We start from the raw sequence: 18603 nt of genomic DNA on the forward strand, positions 1-18603 counted from the left end.
CCCTTTCCTCATACCCTTTCGAACCAGTGAAGATCAGTAGTTGAACTTCGCGCCGATGCGGAAATAGCGGCCCAGGATACCTTCGCCACCCTGAACCGGGTTGTAGGCATGGGCGCCATAGGTGATCGTGTCGATCGGCGGCAGCTTGTCGAACACGTTCAGCATGTTGGCGTAGAAGGTGAACTGATCCGTCACCTTGACCTGCGCGTTGAGGTCGAAAGTGATGTAGTCCTTCACCCGACAAGGCAGCGAGCCGTCGTTCAGGCCGCAATCCTTGTAACCGGTGCCTTGGTCCATCGCCGACGTATCGTAGCCACCGAAGAAGTTGGCCGTGCCGCTAAGGGCGAAGCCGCCAAAGTCCAGCGTGTTGGTCCAGGTGCCGCGCCATTTGGGCGTGCCCGAACCAGCCGTCAGGTTGAAGTTGCCGAGCGTACCGTCATAGCGTTCTACCGAACCGTCGGGGAACTCGGTTTCCAGACGGAGAATGTAGCTGGCTTCCAGCGAACTCGACCAACGGATGCCGTCGCTGATCGGCATGTCGATGTTCGCGGCGAAATCCAGGCCTTCCGACTTGATGGTGTTCGCGTTGATGAAGCCCGACTGGACGAACGCGACGCGCGGCTGACGCGGATCGCCCGGCGCAATGGGCACGTCTTCGATGACGTTGAAGCCCGCCGGGATCGGCAGACCGGCATAATAGGCCTGCAGTGCCGGGGTATTGTCGGCGGTCGTGATCGCACCCGTCTTCTTGATATTATAATAATCGACGGAGAAGGACAGGCCCCGCATCGGTTCGACAAGGATGCCCGCCGTGAAGCTGCGCGACTTTTCAGCCTTCAACTCCGGATTGGCAAGCGAGGTCTGACCATAGCTGCCGCTGCGGATATATTGGGGGCATGCGCTGAACGTAGCGACCGTGCAACCATATTGAGCCAGATAAGTGTCGTTGAACAGGCTCTGGTTGTTGGTCACGAAACCCGTGGTCGGGAAGGTTGCGTTGGCTTCACCGAAACTGGGAACGCGGAAACCGCGCGAATAGGTGCCGCGCAGCAACACTTCCTTGATTGGCTTCACCTTCACGCCGATCTTGGGCGAGAAATTGTCGAGGCCGCCGGAATAACGGTCGTAACGTCCCGATGCGTTGACTTCGAGCTGGTCGAAAATCGGCGCATTCAGTTCCGCATAGGCCGAATAGACGCGGCGATCGCCCTTCACGGCGAAGCCGTTCAGACGGTAATAGCGTTCCGTACCGCCGTTGATGTCGGAGTTGATCGACGGCGAGTCGATCGCCTCATAACGGAACGACACACCAACACCGAGCTGCAATGGACCACCCGGCAGGTCGAGCAGATCACCGCTGGCGTTCGCCTGCACCTGCACCATATCCGACGTCGAATTGGCAATCGCCGTCGGCATCAGATAATCCATCGTCGCCTGGCTGTTGGCGTTCGGATTGAGGAAATTGAAGCTGCCGTCCGCGATCACGTCCAGCAGATGCTGGATGTAGACATAGCCGTCCGACTTACGACGCAGATCCATGTGCATCGCGGTCGCGTCGACCTGATAGTTCCACTTGTCGTTGATCGGCCCCTTGATGCCCAACGCGCCGCGATAGGCGCGGGTGCGCGATTCATCATGTTCGATCGAGTTGGGCAAACGGCCAATGAGCGCCGCATTCTGCCCGGATGCCGCGAACGGGTTGTTCGGGTTTAGCGTGCCATTGGCGGCCGTGCAGGCCACGGTCGTGCCGCGCGGGCAGACATAGACCGGTAGCTGCAGGATATTGTTGTTGCCATAATAGGCGACGTTGCCCGAGGTCGAATAGCGCGGGAAGTAAAAAGGCGCCGGCGCGTTCGCGCGGAGCGTGCTGGGCAGGCCGTCATAGGCGACCTTGGTCGTCAGGAAGTTGAATTCTGCATAGGCTTCGCTCGAATCGCCGACGCGGGCGGTGAAGCGGGCCGACAGGCCGTAACGTTCAATATCCGGGTTGATGACGCCATAATTCTTGGTCAGGTCTTCCTGGCAAACGGTGGTGGGCGCGGCAGCATTGGCCGCATCGGCCAGTTCAGCGGCGGTCAGATTGTAAAGGGAGCCGCGCTGGCAAGCGACGGCCGGATTGAGCAACTGATAACGGCCGCTCTGCGTGCCGGTCAGCGCATCGGCCGGACGCACGAACAGGGTGCTTCCGGTGTTGGTCACGACCGGGCTGAACCCCGGATAGGCGCCGTCGGCGTCCAGACCGTCAACGACATTGTTTGGACCGCACACGCCATCATGGCAGATGTTGCGATAATCGTCGCTGTTGTAGGGATAGCGGCGCTGGTCGTTCTTCAGCTGCTTGCTGTTGTAGTAGAAGCCGCTGACATAGGCGTTGTAGCCATTGTCCTCCAGATCGCCGGTGCCGGCGGTCAGCGACAGACGATATTGCTGGCCATCGCCGCGGCTGGAGATGCCACTTTCGACACGGCCGGAAATGCCCTTGAAATTCTTCTTGGTGATGACGTTGACCACGCCCGCAATCGCGTCCGCGCCGTAGCTGGAAGAGGCGCCGTCGCGCAGTACTTCAATATGGTCGACAATGTCATCGGGAATGGTGTTGAGGTCGACAAAGTTGCGCGTGCCGTCATCCGACAGCGGATAATAGGCCGCACGCAAGCCGTCGAACAGGACCAGAGTCGAGTTGGTCGACAGACCGCGCAACGACACGGCCGAAGCACCGGCAGCAAACGCGCCGTTGGCAGAGAAGCTGTTGGTCAGCGCCGGACCGTTATTGGCCGCGATGCGCTGTAGGCCTTCCTGAACGGTGCTGATGCCCCGCTTATCGAGACTTTCAACCGAGACGGTCGTAACCGGCGACGGCGTTTCTGCATCGGTGCGGCGGATGATAGAACCGGTGACGACGATGACATCGCCCTCATCCGCATTGGCACCCTGCGCAGCATCCTGTGCGAAAGTGGGTACGGAGAAGGCCGCGAGGCCGGCGCTGACGAGCGTCAACGCCTGAAGAGCCGCGCCACCGCGCAGCCCGATCTTGGTTATGGTCTTCACTATCCAGTCCCTTGCTCTGGAGGTCCGCGGATTGCCCCGCGCACTTTTCTTGACGCGTGAAGAGGGCGAAAGGAGCCCGACAGCAAACCCTCTTCACACGTGCTGCGCGATACTCTGCGCAGTCGTTTTATGAGTGTAAAGCAGAGTGGAAGGTCGAAAATCGCATTTGACCGGCACTGTAGCAATTATGCCACAGACCGAGAAAAGGAGATTGAACGCCCGTTTAACAACATTGTTACAGGCCTGAGTTTTGGGAGAAAATTTTGCGTTTCGGTGCGGCGAAACGAACGAATAAAATTATAGTTCCGTGAAATATTGCTTCAACTTTGCGGCATCGGCCCCGCCACCAGGAGGGGGTCGATCCGCGCATCATTCCATTTCATGCCCCAGTGAAGATGGGGTCCGGTGGCCCGGCCGGTGGCGCCGATCGCGCCGATGCGCTGTCCTTGGACCACATGTTGGCCGGGAATCACGTCGATCCGCGAGAGATGGAGGAAAGCGCTGTTCAATCCATGTCCATGGTCGATCATCAGCAGATTGCCCTCCAGCGTGAAGGGGCGGTCGGCGGCCAGGATCACTACCCCATCGGCTGGCGCAACGACGGGCTCGCCCGGCGCGCCCGCTATGTCGACGCCGCCATGATAGGCGCCCGGCTGGCCCTGATAGACGCGCTGCGATCCGAACAGGCCGGAGATGCGGCCGATGCGCGGCCAGATGAAGCGCTGGCGCCAGCCCTGCGCGTCCGTCACGACATTGCGCGCAGCAGCGATCCGTTCCAGTTCGGGCTTGCGCAGCGCGAGGAAGGCTTCGGTGCTTTTCGTCGGGCGCAGCGGGGCGTTCACCTGCTCGATCCGCCAGTCGCGGGGCGCGACGGCGAGGGCGCGGTCGAGCGGAGTGCCGTCGGCCAGGCGTCCGGTCAGCCGAGCCTGCGGTTGCGCGTCGCGGTCGAAGGCGATCAGGAAGCGGCCGTCGGCATCGACCGGCACTAGCTGTCCGTCGAGGCGCAGTTCGGCGGTTCCCTTGGGCGCGGTGCCCAGCAGGACGCCGCCCTGGACGGGCTGGCCGGTCAGCATCAGTTGCGCGGGAGGGGGCGCCTCAGCCGCCATGCCGGTCGTCGCCAGTGCGGCGGCGGCGATCCAGCCCTTCATGAACGACCCGGCATCTTACAGGCCACGCGCCTTCAATTCGGCCTGGGCGGAGATTTCGGCGCTGGCATAGGGTTCCTGCCGGGCGATGCTCCAGTAGCGCAGATCCTCCAGCGGGATTTTCCGCCCGCTGACGGCGCAGAGCACATGGTCGCCCGCCTGGAGCACGCGGAAGCTGTAGGCCATATAGTGCAGCCGGGCCGGGCGGTCGCGGTTGGACATCAGCATGGGATCACTCGGCCTTTCTTGCGCAGCGGCGTCATCGGGAAAACAGGTCCGGTTGGCCCGCCTCCTTGCCCTCGCGGGTTTTGCGCGGGGGGCGTGACGGGTTCGATATAGCTTCCGTGGACGGCTTCTCAAGGGGCGTGCCGCCTTCGATGGTCGCGCCCACCGCGCCGTCGCGGAAGTGCAGGCTGACCGCGCCCGCCGCCTGCGCATCCGTCACGGATTTCACCAGCCGGTCGCCCGCCATCACCCGCGCGAAGCCGCGTTGCAGCGGCAGGTCGGGATTGACCGAGGTGAACAGCCGCGACACCCGGTCGAAGGCGGTCGCCCGGTCCCGATAGACGCGCTCCAGATAATCGGGGCGCAGTTGCAGCCGGGCCACGCGCTCGGCGGCGCGACTGACATATTGGCGCAGCAGCGCGGGGCGCAGCGCGCCGCCCGCCTGGCCCAGATGCGTGCGGGCATCGGCGATGCGGTGCCGCAGGGCGCTGGCAAGGCCATCGGACAATTGGTCGAGCCGTTGGCGCTGGGGCGCAAGCAGCGTGTCGGGCGTGGGCATCAGCCGCGCCTGCATGTCCAGCCGTTCGCGGGCCTGCGCCGCGCCGCGCCGCACGGCCCGGTCCATGCGCAGACCCTGTTCGGTCAGCATCGCCAGCAGTTCGGCGCGAACCGGTACGGCCATTTCCGCTGCGGCGGTGGGCGTGGGGGCGCGCATGTCGGCGGCATAGTCGCACAGCGTCGTGTCCGTTTCATGCCCCACGGCGGAGATGATCGGGATGGAGCATTCGGCCACGGCACGGACGACGATTTCCTCGTTGAAGCTCCACAGATCCTCTATCGATCCGCCGCCCCGCGCCACGATCACCAGGTCGGGCCGGGGGATGGGGCCGCCGGGCTGCATCGCGCTGAATCCCTGGACGGCGCGGGCGATTTGTTCCGCCGCGCCCTGCCCCTGCACCAGCACCGGCCAGAGCAGCACCTGCGTCGGGCAGCGATCCTCCAGACGGTGGAGAATGTCGCGGATCACCGCGCCGGTGGGCGACGTCACGACGCCGATGACGCGGGGCATGAAGGGCAGGCGGCGCTTGGCGGATCGGTCGAACAGCCCTTCGGCGGCGAGTTTCTGCTTCAATTTTTCCAGCAGCGCCATCAGCGCGCCTTCGCCCGCCAGTTCCATCCGATCGATCACGATCTGATATTTGGAGCGGCCGGGATAGGTGGTGAGCTTGCCGGTGGCGATCACCTCCACCCCGTCCTGCGGCGCGAAGGGCAGGCGCGCCGTCCCGCCCTTCCACATCACGCCGTCGATCACGGCATTGTCGTCCTTGAGGCAGAGATAGATGTGGCCGGACCCCGCCCGCTTGAACCCGGAAATCTCGCCGCGCAGGCGGACATGGCCGAAACGGTCCTCCACTGTGCGCTTCAGCAGGGCCGACAATTCGCTCACGCTGAGCGGCGGCGCGTTGTCCCCTGAGCGTTCCTCGGCTAACAGGCGCCCCGACACATCATATCCAGCTTCATATTCCGGGGACATGGGCGAAATGAACATCCTTCTGTTGGGCGGCGGCGGCCGCGAACATGCGCTGGCGTGGAAGCTGGCGCAATCGCCCGCCCTTGCCACCCTTTATGCCGCGCCTGGCAACCCCGGCATAGCCCAGCATGCGACGTTGGTCGACCTGGATGCCACGGATCATCGCGCCGTCGTGGATTTCTGCCTGCGCCACAGCATCGGGCTGGTGGTGATCGGGCCGGAAGCGCCGCTGGTCGACGGGCTGGCGGACAATTTGCGGGTGAAGGGATACCCGGTGTTCGGGCCCGGCAAGAAGGCGGCGCAACTGGAGGGGTCGAAGGGCTTCACCAAGGATTTGTGCAAGCGGGCGGGCATCCCCACCGCCGCCTATGAGCGCGTCACCAGCAAGGACGGCGCGATTGCCGCGCTGGACGATTTCGCGCTGCCGGTGGTGATCAAGGCCGACGGGCTGGCGGCGGGCAAGGGCGTCATCATCGCGGAAACGCGCGAGCAGGCGGTCGAGGCCATCGAGGACATGTTTTCCGGCGCTTTCGGTTCCGCGGGCGCGGAAGTGGTGCTGGAGGAATTCATGACCGGCGAGGAAGCGAGCTTCTTCACCCTGACCGACGGCAGCGCGATCCTGCCCTTCGGGTCGGCGCAGGACCATAAGCGCGTGGGCGACGGCGACACTGGGCCCAATACCGGCGGCATGGGCGCCTATAGCCCGGCCCGCGTGCTGACCCCGGAACTGGAGGCGGAAGTGATCGAGAAGATCGTCCGTCCGACGGTCGACACGCTGGCGGCCGAGGGGACGCCCTATAGCGGCGTTCTCTATGCCGGGTTGATGCTGACCGACGAGGGACCGAAGCTGATCGAATATAATGCCCGCTTCGGCGACCCCGAATGCCAGGTGCTGATGATGCGTTTCGACGGCGATCTGGTCGAATTGCTGCTGGCGGTAGCGGAGGGGCGGCTGGCCGATCAGGGACCGGTGCAACTGGCTGAGCGCGCCGCGTTGACCGTCGTCATGGCCGCGAACGGCTATCCCGGCACGCCGGAAAAGGGCGGCGCGATCAGCGGCATCGACGCGGCGGAGGCCGCAGGGGCGCGAGTTTTCCATGCGGGGACGGCGGACAAGGACGGCGCGATTGTCGCCAATGGCGGCCGCGTGTTGAACGTCACCGCGACCGGCGACACGGTAAAGGCGGCGCAGCAGGCAGCCTACAAGGCGGTCGACGCCATCGGCTTCCCGACCGGCTTCTGCCGCCGCGACATCGGATGGAGGGAAGTCGCGCGGGAGGAGGAAGCGCGCTGATCCCCTTGCGGCGCGCGTTCAACCATCTTTAAATAGGGCGAATTCGGACAGGGAGGGACGAGCGATGCAGGAATTTTTCATGGACTATGGCCTGTGGCTGCTGATCGCGCTGCTGGTCATCATAGGCGTCATATTCCTGCTGTCCGGGCGCAACCGGGCGGGCGAGCCGGCCGCGCCCGTGGAGACGAAGAAGCCCGCCGCTCCCGTTGCCGCTCCGCCCGTTGCCGACCCAGCAGAGCCGGCCGCGCCCGGACCTGTCGCCGCTGCCCCTATTTCGGCGCAACCTGCGGCCCCCGCATCGCCGGCCGCCGCCGCGCCGCCCGGCGATGCCGACGACCTGCTGAAGCTGAAGGGCGTGGGGCCGAAGCTCAACGCGTTGCTGCTCGATCTGGGCGTCACCCGCTATGCCCAGATCGCCGGCTGGAGCGATGCCGACATAGCCGCCATCGATGCCAGGCTAGGCAATTTCAAGGGCCGCCCGGTGCGCGACCAGTGGATCGACCAGGCCAGATATCTCGCGGCCGGAGACCTGGCCGGTTTCGAAGCGAAATATGGCAAGATCTGAACGGTCAGGCCGGTAGGGGCGCCGTCGCCGGGGTTGGCGCCACCCTGCCCCCTTGCGGCGCGCTGCCGAACAGCAGCGGAAACAGCGCCCCCCGCGCCGTCAGGCGGCAAGCCGCCGCCAGCAGCAGGATCGACAGCGCCAGCGTCGCCGCCGCCCCCGCGCCCGTCATGACGATCACGCCCATGACCAGCGGGTGCCAGAGGTAGAAGAAAAGACTGTCCCGCCCGATCGCATTGACCGGCGCGAAATGCAGCCGCAGGGCCGACAGCGTCGGCAGCAGCGCGATCAGGCCAAGGCACATCAGAAGCCGCGCAGGCACGAAGGCCAGGGGATCATGGCCATGATAGAGGCCGGACCACCAGAGAAGGCCCAGCAGCGCGACTGCCCCGGCGATCGGCAGATAGCGTCGTGAAACCCGCCGTTCCGCCATCAGCATGCCGAAGAAGAAATAGACCGTATAACGCAGGAATCGGCTGTCGGGCGACAACAGTCCGTCGCCCAGGGGTCCGTGATCCAGGCCGAAGCCGTACATGATCGAAAGGCTGACCGGCGTGCCGGCCGCCAGCAGCACCAGCGGCGAGAAAGGCATCAGCCGCGTCAGCATGATCAGGAAGAACAGCGTCGGCACATACCAGAGGTGAAAGGGCGGCCGGAACAGAAGGTCGAAAGGCAGGGTCCAGCGCAGCGCCGCTCCGCTGGCGATCATGTACGCCATGCCGGCGAAAAGCCACGGCAGCAGCATGCGCCGGCCATAGCGGGACACCAGGCGCTGGATGCTGTCGCTGCGGGTGCGGGTAACGTTGAGCAGATAGCCGGAGATTCCGATCATCAACGGCATGCGGAATCCCGATCCGACCCACAGCGCCAGATCATGGCCGCCGGTGATCTCCATCACATGCCCGGCCATGACGAGCAGCATCAGCACGCCTTTCAGGAGGTCGATCGATGGATTCTTGCTCACGGAAATGCCCTAACGCCCTGAATCAGAACGATAGTGCCACATCCTTGCCGGATCGTTAAGGTCTCGTAAGGATTTGCGGCTTTGCAGCGCGTCAAAAAGCGCTACTTATATCTTTCCGATGAAGACGCCGCTGCTGCAACGCCTCGACGCCTCGCCTCTTGCCAAATGCGGGCTGGCAATCCTCATCTTCTGCCTGATCGTCGGCGGCTGGCTGGCGGTGGGACGGTACCAGGCGGCGCATGTGACGCTGCCGGATGAGGGCGCGCGGCAAGGCGCCTGCTCGCTCTGGTTCGTGGGCAGTTCGTCCATGCACCGCTGGACCAGCCTCAGCCGGGACATGGCGCCCTGGGATGCGCGCAACCGGGGCATGGACGATGCGACCTTTGCCGAAATCCTGCCGCGCTTCGCCAATGCAGCCAAGGATAACAAGCCGGCGGCGATCATCCTCTACGCCGGGGAGAACGACATCGCCAGCGGCGTCGAGGTTCGCGCTGTGGTCCACGACCTTGGGCGATTTCTGGACCTGCGCAACCGGATGATGGGCGATGTGCCGGTGTTGATATTGTCGATGAAGCCCAGTCCGACGCGCCGCTCGATCCTCGGGAGCCAGATGCTGTTCAACGCGGCTGCGCGAAGACTGATCGAGCGCGTGCCGCTGACCTATTATGGCGACATCACGACGCCGCTGCTGGAGGGCGGAAAGCTGGGCGACAATTATCGGGCGGACGGGGTGCATATGAACCCCGCGGGATATCGCATCTGGGCCAAGGTGGTGCGCCAGCGACTGGACGACATCCTGCCGCCCGAGACGGTACGCCGCTGCGCCCGCTGATGGCGAAAGGAAGGCGCGTTCCCTCCCCCGAAGGCATCTGACGGGTCAGAAGATGCCCAGGAATTTCTTTTCCTGGCTCCTGTTTTCGCGGGCGGTGCCCCTGCCGGCCTCGTCCTTGGCCGTGGTGCCGCGGCCGACATCGTCGCGGGGCTCGCCGCCCCTGGTGCGCTGGGCGGCGGCGGTCGCGCCGGCGAGGACCGGGCCGCAGGCGGCGCTCTTGGCGTCGCCGACATCGACGAAGGCAAGCACCGAGGCAAGCGGCGTGGCCGCGATGCCGAGCGCCGCCGCCGCGCCGCCGCGCGCGACCAGTTCGGGGCTGATCACGTCGATGCCCGGCCTGGCGAAAGTGCCGCCGATGCCGACAGGCGACTGGCCGGAAAACAGGCTGAACTTCTTGCCGTCGGCGCGGAAGGCGAGGTCCAGGCTCTCGTTGCGGAAGGAAAACCCGCCCCGGCCCAGCATCACATTCTTGCGCGTATCGATGATGATCGGATCGGCGGCCGCCACGCCGTCGCGCACGGTGAAGGCGATCAGGCCGCAATTGATCTCCACCGGATCCTTCAGCTTCTTCTGGAACATCTTGGTGATGAAGGTGCCGATGTCGAGTTCCGACAGTTGCACATTGCGCGCCCACATGGAGCCAGCCGGCAGGATCACCGCGATGCGGCCGTTGGACGCGCCGAGCGAATCGTGCAGCGTGTTGCCGAGGCCGGTCATCTGGACCCGCGCCTTGATCGTGCCGGTGGTGCCGGATTCCTCGACGCCCCAGCGGGCGAGCAGCTTGCCCATCGGCGTGGGCGACAGGCGGATGTCGTAGACGGTGCGGACCGGCTGCACGCGGGCATCGATGCTGATGTCGGAACTGACATGGCCGCCCGACATGTCGAAGGTCAGCGGCGACAAGGTGAGCAGGCTGCGGTCAAGCGAAAGCGTCAGGCCGATGTTGGACACAGGCAGATTGTCGGCGCGGATGCGGCGGACGTCGTAGCGGACCCGCGCATCGAAATTGCGCAGCGCCTCCACCCGCAGCGGCGCGTCGGGCAGGATGCGCGGCGCGCCGCCGACCGTTCGGATCGCGCCCGCCTTGCCCTGCCGCGCCAGCCGTTCGGGATCGTAGCCGATGAAGGGACCGACATCGATTATGTCGAGGCTTTGGGTGGCGAGGTCGGCCTTCAGCAACAGGCGATCGTCAGGCAGCGACACGGTCAGGCGGCCAGCCAGGTCGCTGTCGCCGAAGCGGCCCTTGAGATGGGTGAACCGCCATTCGCCGCCCGCCTTGGTCAGGGCGGAGGTGAAACGATAGGCGCGGGTTTCGGGAATGGCGACGCCCAGGAAATCGAACAGCCGGGCTAGATTGGGGCCGTGGGCCAGCAGGCGCAGGTCCGCGCCCTCGATCTCGGTCGCGCCGGGCAGCGTGCCGCTGACCTCCAGCACGGTCGCGCCCGCCTCTGCTTGGAGGGCAAGCTGGTTCCTGCCGCCCGTCACCGTTTCATCGGGCGAAAGCAGGCCGCCGCGCAGCGTGAAGGGACGGGCCCGCATCGTCCCGGTGCCGGAAAAGCGCACGTCGCCGGCGAAGCGGGTGTCCCGCGCCTTCACAGTCTCGAAGCCCAGGTCGGCGGCGAGTTGCATGCGGGGATCGCGATAGCGCAGCGTCGTGCCGGCCAGGAGAGCGCGGCGGATCAGCGGCAGGTTGAGCGGTTCGCCCTTCCTGTCCGGATCGCCGAAGGTCCACGTGTTGCTCCTGCCGTCCCGCGACCATTCGAGGTCAACGGCGGCGTTGCGCAGTTCCAGCCAGCCCAGCTTGTATTTGTCGCCGAACATCAGGCTGAGCGGCGCGATGCGGCTGTCGATCAGGTCGGCGCGGAAAAAGTCGGGGCGGCTGGCCCAGGGCGTGTTGGCGATGGCCATATGTTCTGCGCGGAACTTGATGGCGATGGGATCGAAATAAAGCTGGAAGTCGCCGCCGACGCGCACGGTGCGTTCCAGGCGGCTGCCGAGCATCCGTTCGAAGGGATGCTTGAGGAAGCGGCCCTTGGTGATGAAGAGGATCAGCCAGAGCGCGAAGAGGATGCCGACGATCCAGAGCAGGATGCGCACCGGCAGGGGCAGCCTTCGCCAGCCCTGGCGCATGCGTTGGACATGGTGGCCCGCGCCGCGAGGATGCGGCGGCTCGCTCGCCGGCCTATCCGGCCGGAGGGGATCTGCGTCGGCCATGGCGGTTGAACGCCGGTCCGCCTTTTTGGGTCCGAATCGCTTGCGTTCCGGGATGCTTGCGACTATGGGCCGCCCTTCGCGATATTCAAGAAGGACCGCCCGGCTATCTAGGGCTGCCGTGGCTGTCCATAATCGTCGCGCTGTAAAAGGAGACGAAAATGCCCAAGCTCAAGACCAAGAGCGGTGTGAAAAAGCGCTTCAAGTTCACCGCTTCCGGCAAGGTCAAGCACGGCGTCGCTGGCAAGCGTCACCGCCTGATCAGCCACAATGCGAAATATATCCGCCAGAATCGCGGCACCTCGGTCATGTCCGACGCCGACGTGGCCCATGTGCGCCTCTGGGCGCCCTATGGCCTGAAGTAAGGGAGGGCTGACCAATGGCACGTGTCAAGCGTGGTACGACCACCAAGGCGAAGCATAAGAGGATTTTGGATCAGGCGAAGGGCTATTATGGCCGTCGCAAGAACACGATCCGCATCGCCCGCCAGGCCGTCGAAAAGGCCGGCCAGTACGCCTATCGCGACCGCAAGGTCAAGAAGCGGACCTTCCGCGGCCTGTGGATCCAGCGCATCAACGCCGGCGTCCGCGCCGAGGGCCTGACCTATTCGCAGTTCATGCACGGCCTGAAGCTGGCCGGCGTGGAACTGGACCGCAAGGTTCTGGCCGACATCGCGATGCACGAGGGCGAGGCGTTCAGCGCCATCATCGCCCAGGCGAAGGCTGCGCTGCCCGCGGCCTGAACTTAGAACGATCGCAAGATCGTCCAAAGGGGCGCCGGGGCAGATGCCTTCGGCGCCCCTTTGTTTTTGCCTGGCATTGGCGCCAATCGCCCTTCATCCGTTCGCTTCGAGCGCAGCCGGGAAGCAGGGGCGTCCGTGTCTCGACCACGCTCGACACGAACGGGTTGTGCGCTGGCCTGCAAAGGAGAAAACCCATGTCGCTGCATGTCTGGTGGCTCTACGTCACGGCGGTTTTCCTGATCTCGGCCACGCCGGGACCGAACATGCTGCATGTGATGACGCAGAGCATCCATCATGGCCCGCGCCGCGCGATCGCCACCATGGCGGGGCTGATGAGCGCGATCCTGCTGTGCCTGATCGCCTCCGCGCTGGGGCTGGGGGCGTTGCTGAAAGCCTCTCCGCGCCTGTTCGACGGGCTGCGCTACGCCGGCGTCGCCTATCTGATCTGGCTGGGCGTCAAGGCCTGGCGCGCGCCGGTGGGCGAAGCAGGCGAGGTGGGCGCCACGCGGGCACGGTCGCTGCGGGCGCTCTATGGCACCGGATTGCTCACCGGGCTCAGCAATCCCAAGCTCATCATCTTCGCGGCCGCGCTGTTTCCGCAGTTCATCGATACCGGCCGGCCCTTTGCGATGCAGTTGGCGATCCTCGTGATCAGCTTCGTCGCCATCGAATTCGGCTGGCAGTGCGTCTATGCGCTGGGGGGCGCGAAGCTCGCCCGCTGGCTGGCGCCCGCGGACCGGCAGCGGTTGTTCAATCGGGGAACGGGGCTGATGTTCATCGGCTTCGGCGGGGCGTTGCTGGGGGCGCGGGCTTGATCGTCGTCGTTCCCGCGAAGGCGGGAACCCATCCCCGGAGCCAGCCGTGACACGAGACTTCGATCCGACAGTCTACATTCTTGCCAGTCACAAAAATGGCACGCTGTATATCGGAGTCACATCAAATCTCGTTCAACGGATATATCAGCACCGTTCCGGCTTGATTGAGGGCTTCACAAAGGATTACGGCGTGAACCGGCTGGTCTGGTTCGAGAGCGGCGGCTCAATGGAAGAGGCGATCCGGCGTGAAAAGCAGATCAAGAAATGGAACAGGCAATGGAAAATCGGCCTGATCGGACGGGAGAATCCCGATTGGCGGGATTTGGCGCTCGATTTCGGGTTCGAGCCATTGAAGAGTCGGCGCATCGTCAAGGCGTCAGGTGATTGGAACAGGGTGGGAAATGGATTCCCGCCTCCGCGGGAATGACGAAGATTATGACTGAGATTGCCAATCTGAAAGCCGGCCTGATCGCGGATATTGCCGCCGCCGACACGCTCGACGCGCTGGAGGCGCTGCGGGTCGGCGCTTTGGGCAAGAACGGCGTGGTGACGGGGCTGCTCAAGACGCTGGGTCCGATGAGTCCGGAGGAGCGGCTGGAGAAAGGCCCGCCGATCCAGGATTTGCGGGAGAGCGTGACGGCGGCGCTGGCGGAAAGGAAGGCGGCGCTGGAGCAGGCGGCGCTCGATGCGAAGCTCGCGGCCGAGAAGATCGACATGACCTTGCCCGCCGACATCGGTCCGCAGGGGTCCGTGCATCCGGTCAGCCAGGTGATGGACGAGCTGGCGGAGATTTTCGCTGACCTCGGCTTCTCCGTGGCGACGGGACCGGAGATCGAGGACGACTGGCATAATTTCACCGCGCTCAACATTCCCGAGACGCATCCAGCGCGGGCGATGCACGACACTTTCTACTTCCCCGACACCAGCGATGAGAATGGGGAAGGGAAGAAGATGCTGCTGCGCACCCACACCTCCCCCGTGCAGATCCGCACGATGAAGAACCAGGAACCGCCGATCCGCATCATCGCGCCGGGCCGGGTCTATCGGTCGGACAGCGACGCGACGCATACGCCGATGTTCCATCAGATCGAGGGGCTGGTGATCGACAAGGGCATCACGCTTGGCCATCTCAAATGGACGCTGGAGACCTTCCTGAAGGCCTTTTTCGAGCGCGACGACATCGTCTTGCGCCTGCGGCCCAGCTATTTCCCCTTCACGGAGCCTTCGGTGGAGGTCGACGTCGGCTATACGCTGGCGGGCGGCCAGCGGGTGATCGGCGGCGACGGCGACGCGCCGGGCGGCGGCTGGCTGGAGGTGCTGGGCAGCGGCATGGTCAACCGCCGGGTGATCGAGGCGTGCGGGCTCGATCCGGACGAATGGCAGGGCTTTGCCTTCGGCACCGGCGTCGACCGGCTCGCCATGCTGAAATATGGGATGAACGACTTGCGCGCTTTCTTCGACGGCGATCTGCGCTGGCTCAAACATTACGGCTTTTCGGCGCTGGACGTGCCGACGCTGAGCGGAGGAGTGGGCGCATGAAGTTCACGCTGAGCTGGCTCAAGACGCATCTCAATACCGATGCGGACCTGCCGACGATCCTCAAGGGACTGACGAACATCGGGCTTGAGGTCGAGGGCGTGGAGAATCCGGCGGAAAAGCTGGGCGCGTTCCGCATCGCCAGGGTGCTGACGGCGGAGCGCCATCCGCAGGCCGACAAGTTGCAGGTGCTGACCGTCGATGCGGGCGAGGGCGCCATCCAGGTCGTCTGCGGCGCGCCCAATGCGCGGGCGGGCCTGGTCGGCGTGTTCGGGACAGAGGGCGCGGTGGTGCCGGTCAACGGCATGGTGCTGAAGAAGACCGCGATTCGCGGCGTCGAATCCAACGGCATGATGTGTTCCTTCCGCGAACTGGAACTGGGCGAGGATCATGACGGGATCATCGAACTCAGCGCCGACGCGCCGGTGGGGCAGTCCTATGCCGCGTGGGCCGGGCTGGACGATCCGGTCATCGACGTGTCGATCACGCCCAACCGGCAGGACTGCATGGGCGTGCGCGGCATCGCGCGCGATCTGGCGGCGGCGGGGCTGGGCACGCTGAACGCGCTGATCGTGCCGGTGATCGAGGCGGCCGGGCCGGGACCGGCCGTGCGGATAGAGGATACCGAGGGCTGTCCCGCCTTCTTCGCGCGGACAGTGCGCGGCGTGAGGAACGGCAGTTCGCCCGAATGGATGGCCAAGCAGTTGAAGGCCATCGGGCAGAAGCCGATCAGCACGCTGGTCGACATCACCAATTACATCATGATCGATCTGGGCCGGCCGCTGCACGTCTATGACATGGCGACGCTGAAGGGCGGGCTGGTGGCGCGGCGCGGCAGGCAGGGCGAGCAGGTGCTGGCGCTGAACGGCAAGAGCTACACCATCGATGAGAGCATGACCGTGATCGCCGATGACGAGGCAGTCCACGACATTGGCGGCATCATGGGCGGCGAGCATTCGGGCGCCACCGAAGCCACGACCGACGTGCTGATCGAATGCGCCTATTTCACGCCGGAGCGGATCGCGGTGACGGGGCAGAAGCTGGGGCTGACCAGCGACGCCCGCGCACGGTTCGAACGTGGGGTGGACCCCGCCTTCCTGGACGACGGCCTGTCGATCGCGACCTATCTGGTGACGCATCTGTGCGGCGGCAGCGCGAGCGAGGCGACCCGCGCCGGCAGTCCGCCGGCGGCCGCGAAGACCGTGACCTACGATCCGGCGCAATGCCTGGCGCTCGCCGGCGTGGACGTGGGGGATTCCGAGCAGAAGCGCATCCTGGAAAGCCTGGGCTTCGCGGTGGAGGGCCATGACGCCACCTTCGAATATCAGGACGGCGTGCCGGTCACGACACCGGCCAACTGGACCGTGACGGTGCCGAGCTGGCGGCGTGACGTCGACGATTGGCCTGACATCGTGGAGGAGGTGGTGCGCATCGTCGGGCTGGATCAGGTGCCCTCCACCCCCCTGCCCCGCGCCCCCGGCGTCGCCAAGCCGACCGCCACGCCGGAACAGGCCGTCGAGCGGCGCGTGCGCCGGACGGCGGCGGCGCGCGGGCTGGCCGAAGCGATCAACTGGTCCTTCATTTCGGAGAAGGAGGCCGCCGCGGTCGGCGGCGGGGCATGGACCCTCGCCAACCCGATTTCGGAGGATCTGAAGGTCATGCGGCCCTCCCTGCTGCCCGGCCTGCTTTCGGCCACGCAGCGGAACGCGGATCGGGGCGCGGCGTCGGTGCGGCTGTTCGAGCTGGGCCGCCGCTATCTGGCGGACAGGGAGCGGGCGACCGTCGGCTTCGTGCTGGCGGGCGAGAAGGTGGCGCGGGGCTGGCAGACGGGGAAGGCGCAGCCCTTCTCCGCCTTCGACGCCAAAAGCGAGGTGATCGCGCTGCTGGCGGCGGCGGGCGCGCCCGTCGCCAATCTGCAGAGCTTCGGCGAGGCGTCTGGCGCCTATCATCCGGGCCAGTCGGGCACGATGCGGCTGGGGCCAAAGACCGTGCTGGCGGAATTCGGCGTGCTGCATCCGAGCCTCGCCAAGCAGTTCGGGCTGACCGGCACGGTGGTCGCGGGAGAGGTCTTCCTGGACGCGATCCCCGCAAAGCGGGCCAGCGGCTTCATGCGCGCGCCCTATGCGCCGCCGGCCTTGCAGGCGGTGAAGCGCGACTTCGCCTTCGTCATCGATGAGGCCGTCGAAGCCGAAACGCTGGTCCGGGCCGTCAGGAACGCAGACAAGAAGGCGATCGTCGAGGCGCGGCTGTTCGACATGTTCGTCGGCCCCGGCGTCGAGGAGGGCAAGAAGAGCCTGGCCATCGAGATCACGCTGCAACCCGGCGAAAAAAGCTTTTCCCAGGAAGAACTGGACGCGATCAGCGCCGCGGTGGTGAAGGCGGCGGAAAAGCTGGGCGGCACGCTGCGCGGATGAGGCTGTTCGCCGGGATTCAGGGGAAGGCGCGGCTCGCCGGCCTCTTCCTTCTCGGCGGAATGACGCTGCGCGGCGTGGGCGAGGCCATGATCCGCGCCGCTCTGGTCGTGCCCGGTTCCGGGCGGGAGACGGCGCGGAACATAAGGGACTTCCCCTGGGCCTATCGCGCCGCGGAGGCGAGCGATCTGGCGATGATCTGCGCCATGCTGGGGGCGACCGTGCTGCTTTACGCGCTGTTCGCGCCGGTCGGGAGGCATGTTGCGCGGATGGCGGCACTGCTTTCCGTCATCGGCATCGCGACGCTGGCGGCCAGCGGCCTTCCGGCCATGGCGCCGCTGGTCCTGCTGGACGGCGCGCCCCATCCGGGCATCGGCATGGCGCAGACCTATTCCCTCGTGGAACTGGCGCTGCTGCTGCGGGATCAGGTTCAGGGCATAGCGCGCATCTTCCTGGCGCTGTACCTGCTGCTGACCGGGCTGCTGGTTTTCCGTTCGCGGCGGTTTCCCCGCGCCCTGGGCGCGGCGTTGATCTTCGGCGGCTCGCTGCAAGCGGCCGTGCGCCTGGTGGCCCTGACGGCGCCGGACCTGGCCGATGCGACGGTGATTCAGGCGGACATCGTGGCCGTGACGGCGGAGGCGGCCTTTGCCCTATGGCTTATTTTTTGGCCTCATCCGACTTCTCCTGCGCGGTCGGAGGCGGACTCGTGATCTTGCAGCCCCTGGCGTCGGCCAGGCCGCGCAGATAGCCGCGCCGGGCTATGCCGGCGGTGACGGCGGCTTCCAGACGGCGCTCGGCGGGCGCCGCGCCGCTGATCTCCCGCACCAGGCCGCGAAAGGGGATGATCGAATTGACGATGGTCTTGCCGACCGCTTCGGCGATCTTGCCGGTGCGGTTCTCATTGGCCTTCTGCCCCACGGTGAAATCGGGGCCGAGCACCGCGTCAAGCTCCTCGAGCGAGGTCTTGAGCGCCTTGCAGCTCCGCACCGGCGGGCGCCGATAGGGATCTTCGACCGCCTTCTGGAGCACGTCGGGAATCTTGTCCTTGTCGATGCCGACGTCCCGCGCCGGCTGGGTGGCGATGGTGCCCGCCTTCTTCAGCGTGTCGTCCTTCTTCTCCTGTTCCTGCGCCAGGGCGCCCGTCGAACAGAGCAGCAGCGCAGCCACGCCAATCCATTTCATCCGATTTTCTCCCTGTTGCCCCTTCAACCCGTTGAGACAGGGCGTGGTTCCGCGCCTGGTTCGCCGCCCCTGATTCTTTGCTTTCCGCGATTTCCTGACCAGCGA

The 18603-nt window shown here is 65.5% G+C and carries 17 protein-coding genes; 10 read left to right on the forward strand and 7 right to left on the reverse strand.

The features are described from left to right. Positions 1 to 33: 33 nt before the first annotated feature. From L286_RS41990 to xseA, 4 genes are all read right to left on the reverse strand, one after another. The gene (locus tag L286_RS41990) at positions 34 to 3048 is read right to left on the reverse strand and encodes a TonB-dependent receptor plug domain-containing protein (RefSeq protein WP_020817529.1); all 3015 of its coding nucleotides are present in this window, start codon (positions 3046 to 3048) and stop codon (positions 34 to 36) included. 320 nt (positions 3049 to 3368) lie between these two features. Continuing rightward, entirely contained in the window at positions 3369 to 4196 is an 828-nt protein-coding gene (locus L286_RS41995) for a M23 family metallopeptidase (protein WP_020817528.1), read from the reverse strand. A 15-nt stretch (positions 4197 to 4211) separates the two neighbouring features. Next, entirely contained in the window at positions 4212 to 4421 is a 210-nt protein-coding gene (locus tag L286_RS42000; RefSeq protein ID WP_007689519.1) for a DUF2093 domain-containing protein, read from the reverse strand. A 31-nt stretch (positions 4422 to 4452) separates the two neighbouring features. Beyond that, positions 4453 to 5952, reverse strand: coding sequence for an exodeoxyribonuclease VII large subunit (xseA, locus tag L286_RS42005; RefSeq protein ID WP_020817527.1), 1500 nt, complete (start codon positions 5950 to 5952; stop codon positions 4453 to 4455). A gap of 7 nt (positions 5953 to 5959) precedes the next feature. On the opposite strand from xseA, the gene purD reads away from it, so the two are divergent. Further along, positions 5960 to 7243 carry a phosphoribosylamine--glycine ligase gene (gene purD / locus L286_RS42010; protein WP_025160796.1) on the forward strand — a complete coding sequence of 428 codons (1284 nt, stop codon included), beginning with the start codon at positions 5960 to 5962 and terminating at the stop codon, positions 7241 to 7243. Between the two features lie 64 nt (positions 7244 to 7307). Continuing rightward, the gene (locus L286_RS42015; protein ID WP_020817525.1) at positions 7308 to 7808 is read left to right on the forward strand and encodes a hypothetical protein; all 501 of its coding nucleotides are present in this window, start codon (positions 7308 to 7310) and stop codon (positions 7806 to 7808) included. A gap of 4 nt (positions 7809 to 7812) precedes the next feature. Here L286_RS42015 and L286_RS42020 read toward each other — a convergent pair whose 3' ends face one another. Beyond that, on the reverse strand, positions 7813 to 8769 hold the full coding sequence (locus L286_RS42020) for an acyltransferase family protein (protein ID WP_020817524.1): 957 nt from the start codon (positions 8767 to 8769) through the stop codon (positions 7813 to 7815). 118 nt (positions 8770 to 8887) lie between these two features. Between L286_RS42020 and L286_RS42025 the strand changes: the two genes are divergently transcribed. Then, positions 8888 to 9601 (forward strand): GDSL-type esterase/lipase family protein, encoded by a 714-nt coding sequence (locus L286_RS42025; protein ID WP_020817523.1) that lies wholly within the window; start codon positions 8888 to 8890, stop codon positions 9599 to 9601. Between the two features lie 45 nt (positions 9602 to 9646). On the opposite strand, the gene L286_RS42030 is transcribed toward L286_RS42025, so the two are convergent. After that, positions 9647 to 11815 (reverse strand): AsmA family protein, encoded by a 2169-nt coding sequence (locus tag L286_RS42030; protein WP_020817522.1) that lies wholly within the window; start codon positions 11813 to 11815, stop codon positions 9647 to 9649. Between the two features lie 158 nt (positions 11816 to 11973). Here L286_RS42030 and rpmI point away from each other — a divergent pair, with 158 nt between their 5' ends. The 7 genes from rpmI to L286_RS42060 all read left to right on the forward strand — a co-directional run bounded on the left by rpmI (position 11974) and on the right by L286_RS42060 (position 18026). Then, a complete protein-coding gene (rpmI, locus tag L286_RS42035; protein WP_007689506.1) occupies positions 11974 to 12177 on the forward strand; it encodes a 50S ribosomal protein L35 in 204 nt (67 codons plus the stop codon). A gap of 14 nt (positions 12178 to 12191) precedes the next feature. Further along, positions 12192 to 12554 (forward strand): 50S ribosomal protein L20, encoded by a 363-nt coding sequence (rplT, locus tag L286_RS42040; RefSeq protein ID WP_007689504.1) that lies wholly within the window; start codon positions 12192 to 12194, stop codon positions 12552 to 12554. Positions 12555 to 12748: 194 nt separating this feature from the next. Then, positions 12749 to 13369, forward strand: a complete 621-nt coding sequence (locus tag L286_RS42045; RefSeq protein ID WP_020817521.1) for a LysE family translocator — start codon at positions 12749 to 12751, stop codon at positions 13367 to 13369. Between the two features lie 46 nt (positions 13370 to 13415). Further along, on the forward strand, positions 13416 to 13796 hold the full coding sequence (locus tag L286_RS0124990; protein ID WP_025160830.1) for a GIY-YIG nuclease family protein: 381 nt from the start codon (positions 13416 to 13418) through the stop codon (positions 13794 to 13796). A gap of 8 nt (positions 13797 to 13804) precedes the next feature. Then, the gene (gene pheS, locus L286_RS42050; RefSeq protein WP_025160831.1) at positions 13805 to 14908 is read left to right on the forward strand and encodes a phenylalanine--tRNA ligase subunit alpha; all 1104 of its coding nucleotides are present in this window, start codon (positions 13805 to 13807) and stop codon (positions 14906 to 14908) included. Beyond that, positions 14905 to 17319 (forward strand): phenylalanine--tRNA ligase subunit beta, encoded by a 2415-nt coding sequence (pheT, locus tag L286_RS42055; protein ID WP_020817518.1) that lies wholly within the window; start codon positions 14905 to 14907, stop codon positions 17317 to 17319. The genes pheS and pheT overlap by 4 nt, the downstream gene beginning before the upstream one ends. Beyond that, positions 17316 to 18026, forward strand: a complete 711-nt coding sequence (locus L286_RS42060; protein WP_020817517.1) for a DUF4386 domain-containing protein — start codon at positions 17316 to 17318, stop codon at positions 18024 to 18026. Before pheT ends, L286_RS42060 begins: the two co-directional genes overlap by 4 nt. Here the strand turns inward: L286_RS42060 and L286_RS42065 are convergent. Then, on the reverse strand, positions 17974 to 18498 hold the full coding sequence (locus tag L286_RS42065) for a hypothetical protein (RefSeq protein WP_007689492.1): 525 nt from the start codon (positions 18496 to 18498) through the stop codon (positions 17974 to 17976). The two genes, L286_RS42060 and L286_RS42065, sit on opposite strands and share 53 nt — an antisense overlap. Positions 18499 to 18603 lie beyond the last annotated feature (105 nt).

The organism is Sphingobium sp. HDIP04 (genome assembly GCF_000445085.1).
GTDB classification, from domain to species: domain Bacteria; phylum Pseudomonadota; class Alphaproteobacteria; order Sphingomonadales; family Sphingomonadaceae; genus Sphingobium; species Sphingobium indicum.

Excerpts from the sequence above, each read along its gene's own strand:
- L286_RS42045 (WP_020817521.1), top strand. The coding sequence starts at position 12,749 with ATGTCGCTGCATGTCTGGTGGCTCTACGTCACGGCGGTTTTCCTGATC.
- rpmI (WP_007689506.1), top strand. The coding sequence starts at position 11,974 with ATGCCCAAGCTCAAGACCAAGAGCGGTGTGAAAAAGCGCTTCAAGTTC.
- purD (WP_025160796.1), top strand. The coding sequence starts at position 5,960 with ATGAACATCCTTCTGTTGGGCGGCGGCGGCCGCGAACATGCGCTGGCG.
- L286_RS42000 (WP_007689519.1), bottom strand. The coding sequence starts at position 4,421 with ATGCTGATGTCCAACCGCGACCGCCCGGCCCGGCTGCACTATATGGCC.
- L286_RS41995 (WP_020817528.1), bottom strand. The coding sequence starts at position 4,196 with ATGAAGGGCTGGATCGCCGCCGCCGCACTGGCGACGACCGGCATGGCG.
- xseA (WP_020817527.1), bottom strand. The coding sequence starts at position 5,952 with ATGTCCCCGGAATATGAAGCTGGATATGATGTGTCGGGGCGCCTGTTA.
- L286_RS42065 (WP_007689492.1), bottom strand. The coding sequence starts at position 18,498 with ATGAAATGGATTGGCGTGGCTGCGCTGCTGCTCTGTTCGACGGGCGCC.
- pheS (WP_025160831.1), top strand. The coding sequence starts at position 13,805 with ATGACTGAGATTGCCAATCTGAAAGCCGGCCTGATCGCGGATATTGCC.
- L286_RS42030 (WP_020817522.1), bottom strand. The coding sequence starts at position 11,815 with ATGGCCGACGCAGATCCCCTCCGGCCGGATAGGCCGGCGAGCGAGCCG.
- L286_RS42060 (WP_020817517.1), top strand. The coding sequence starts at position 17,316 with ATGAGGCTGTTCGCCGGGATTCAGGGGAAGGCGCGGCTCGCCGGCCTC.
- rplT (WP_007689504.1), top strand. The coding sequence starts at position 12,192 with ATGGCACGTGTCAAGCGTGGTACGACCACCAAGGCGAAGCATAAGAGG.
- L286_RS42025 (WP_020817523.1), top strand. The coding sequence starts at position 8,888 with ATGAAGACGCCGCTGCTGCAACGCCTCGACGCCTCGCCTCTTGCCAAA.
- L286_RS42015 (WP_020817525.1), top strand. The coding sequence starts at position 7,308 with ATGCAGGAATTTTTCATGGACTATGGCCTGTGGCTGCTGATCGCGCTG.
- pheT (WP_020817518.1), top strand. The coding sequence starts at position 14,905 with ATGAAGTTCACGCTGAGCTGGCTCAAGACGCATCTCAATACCGATGCG.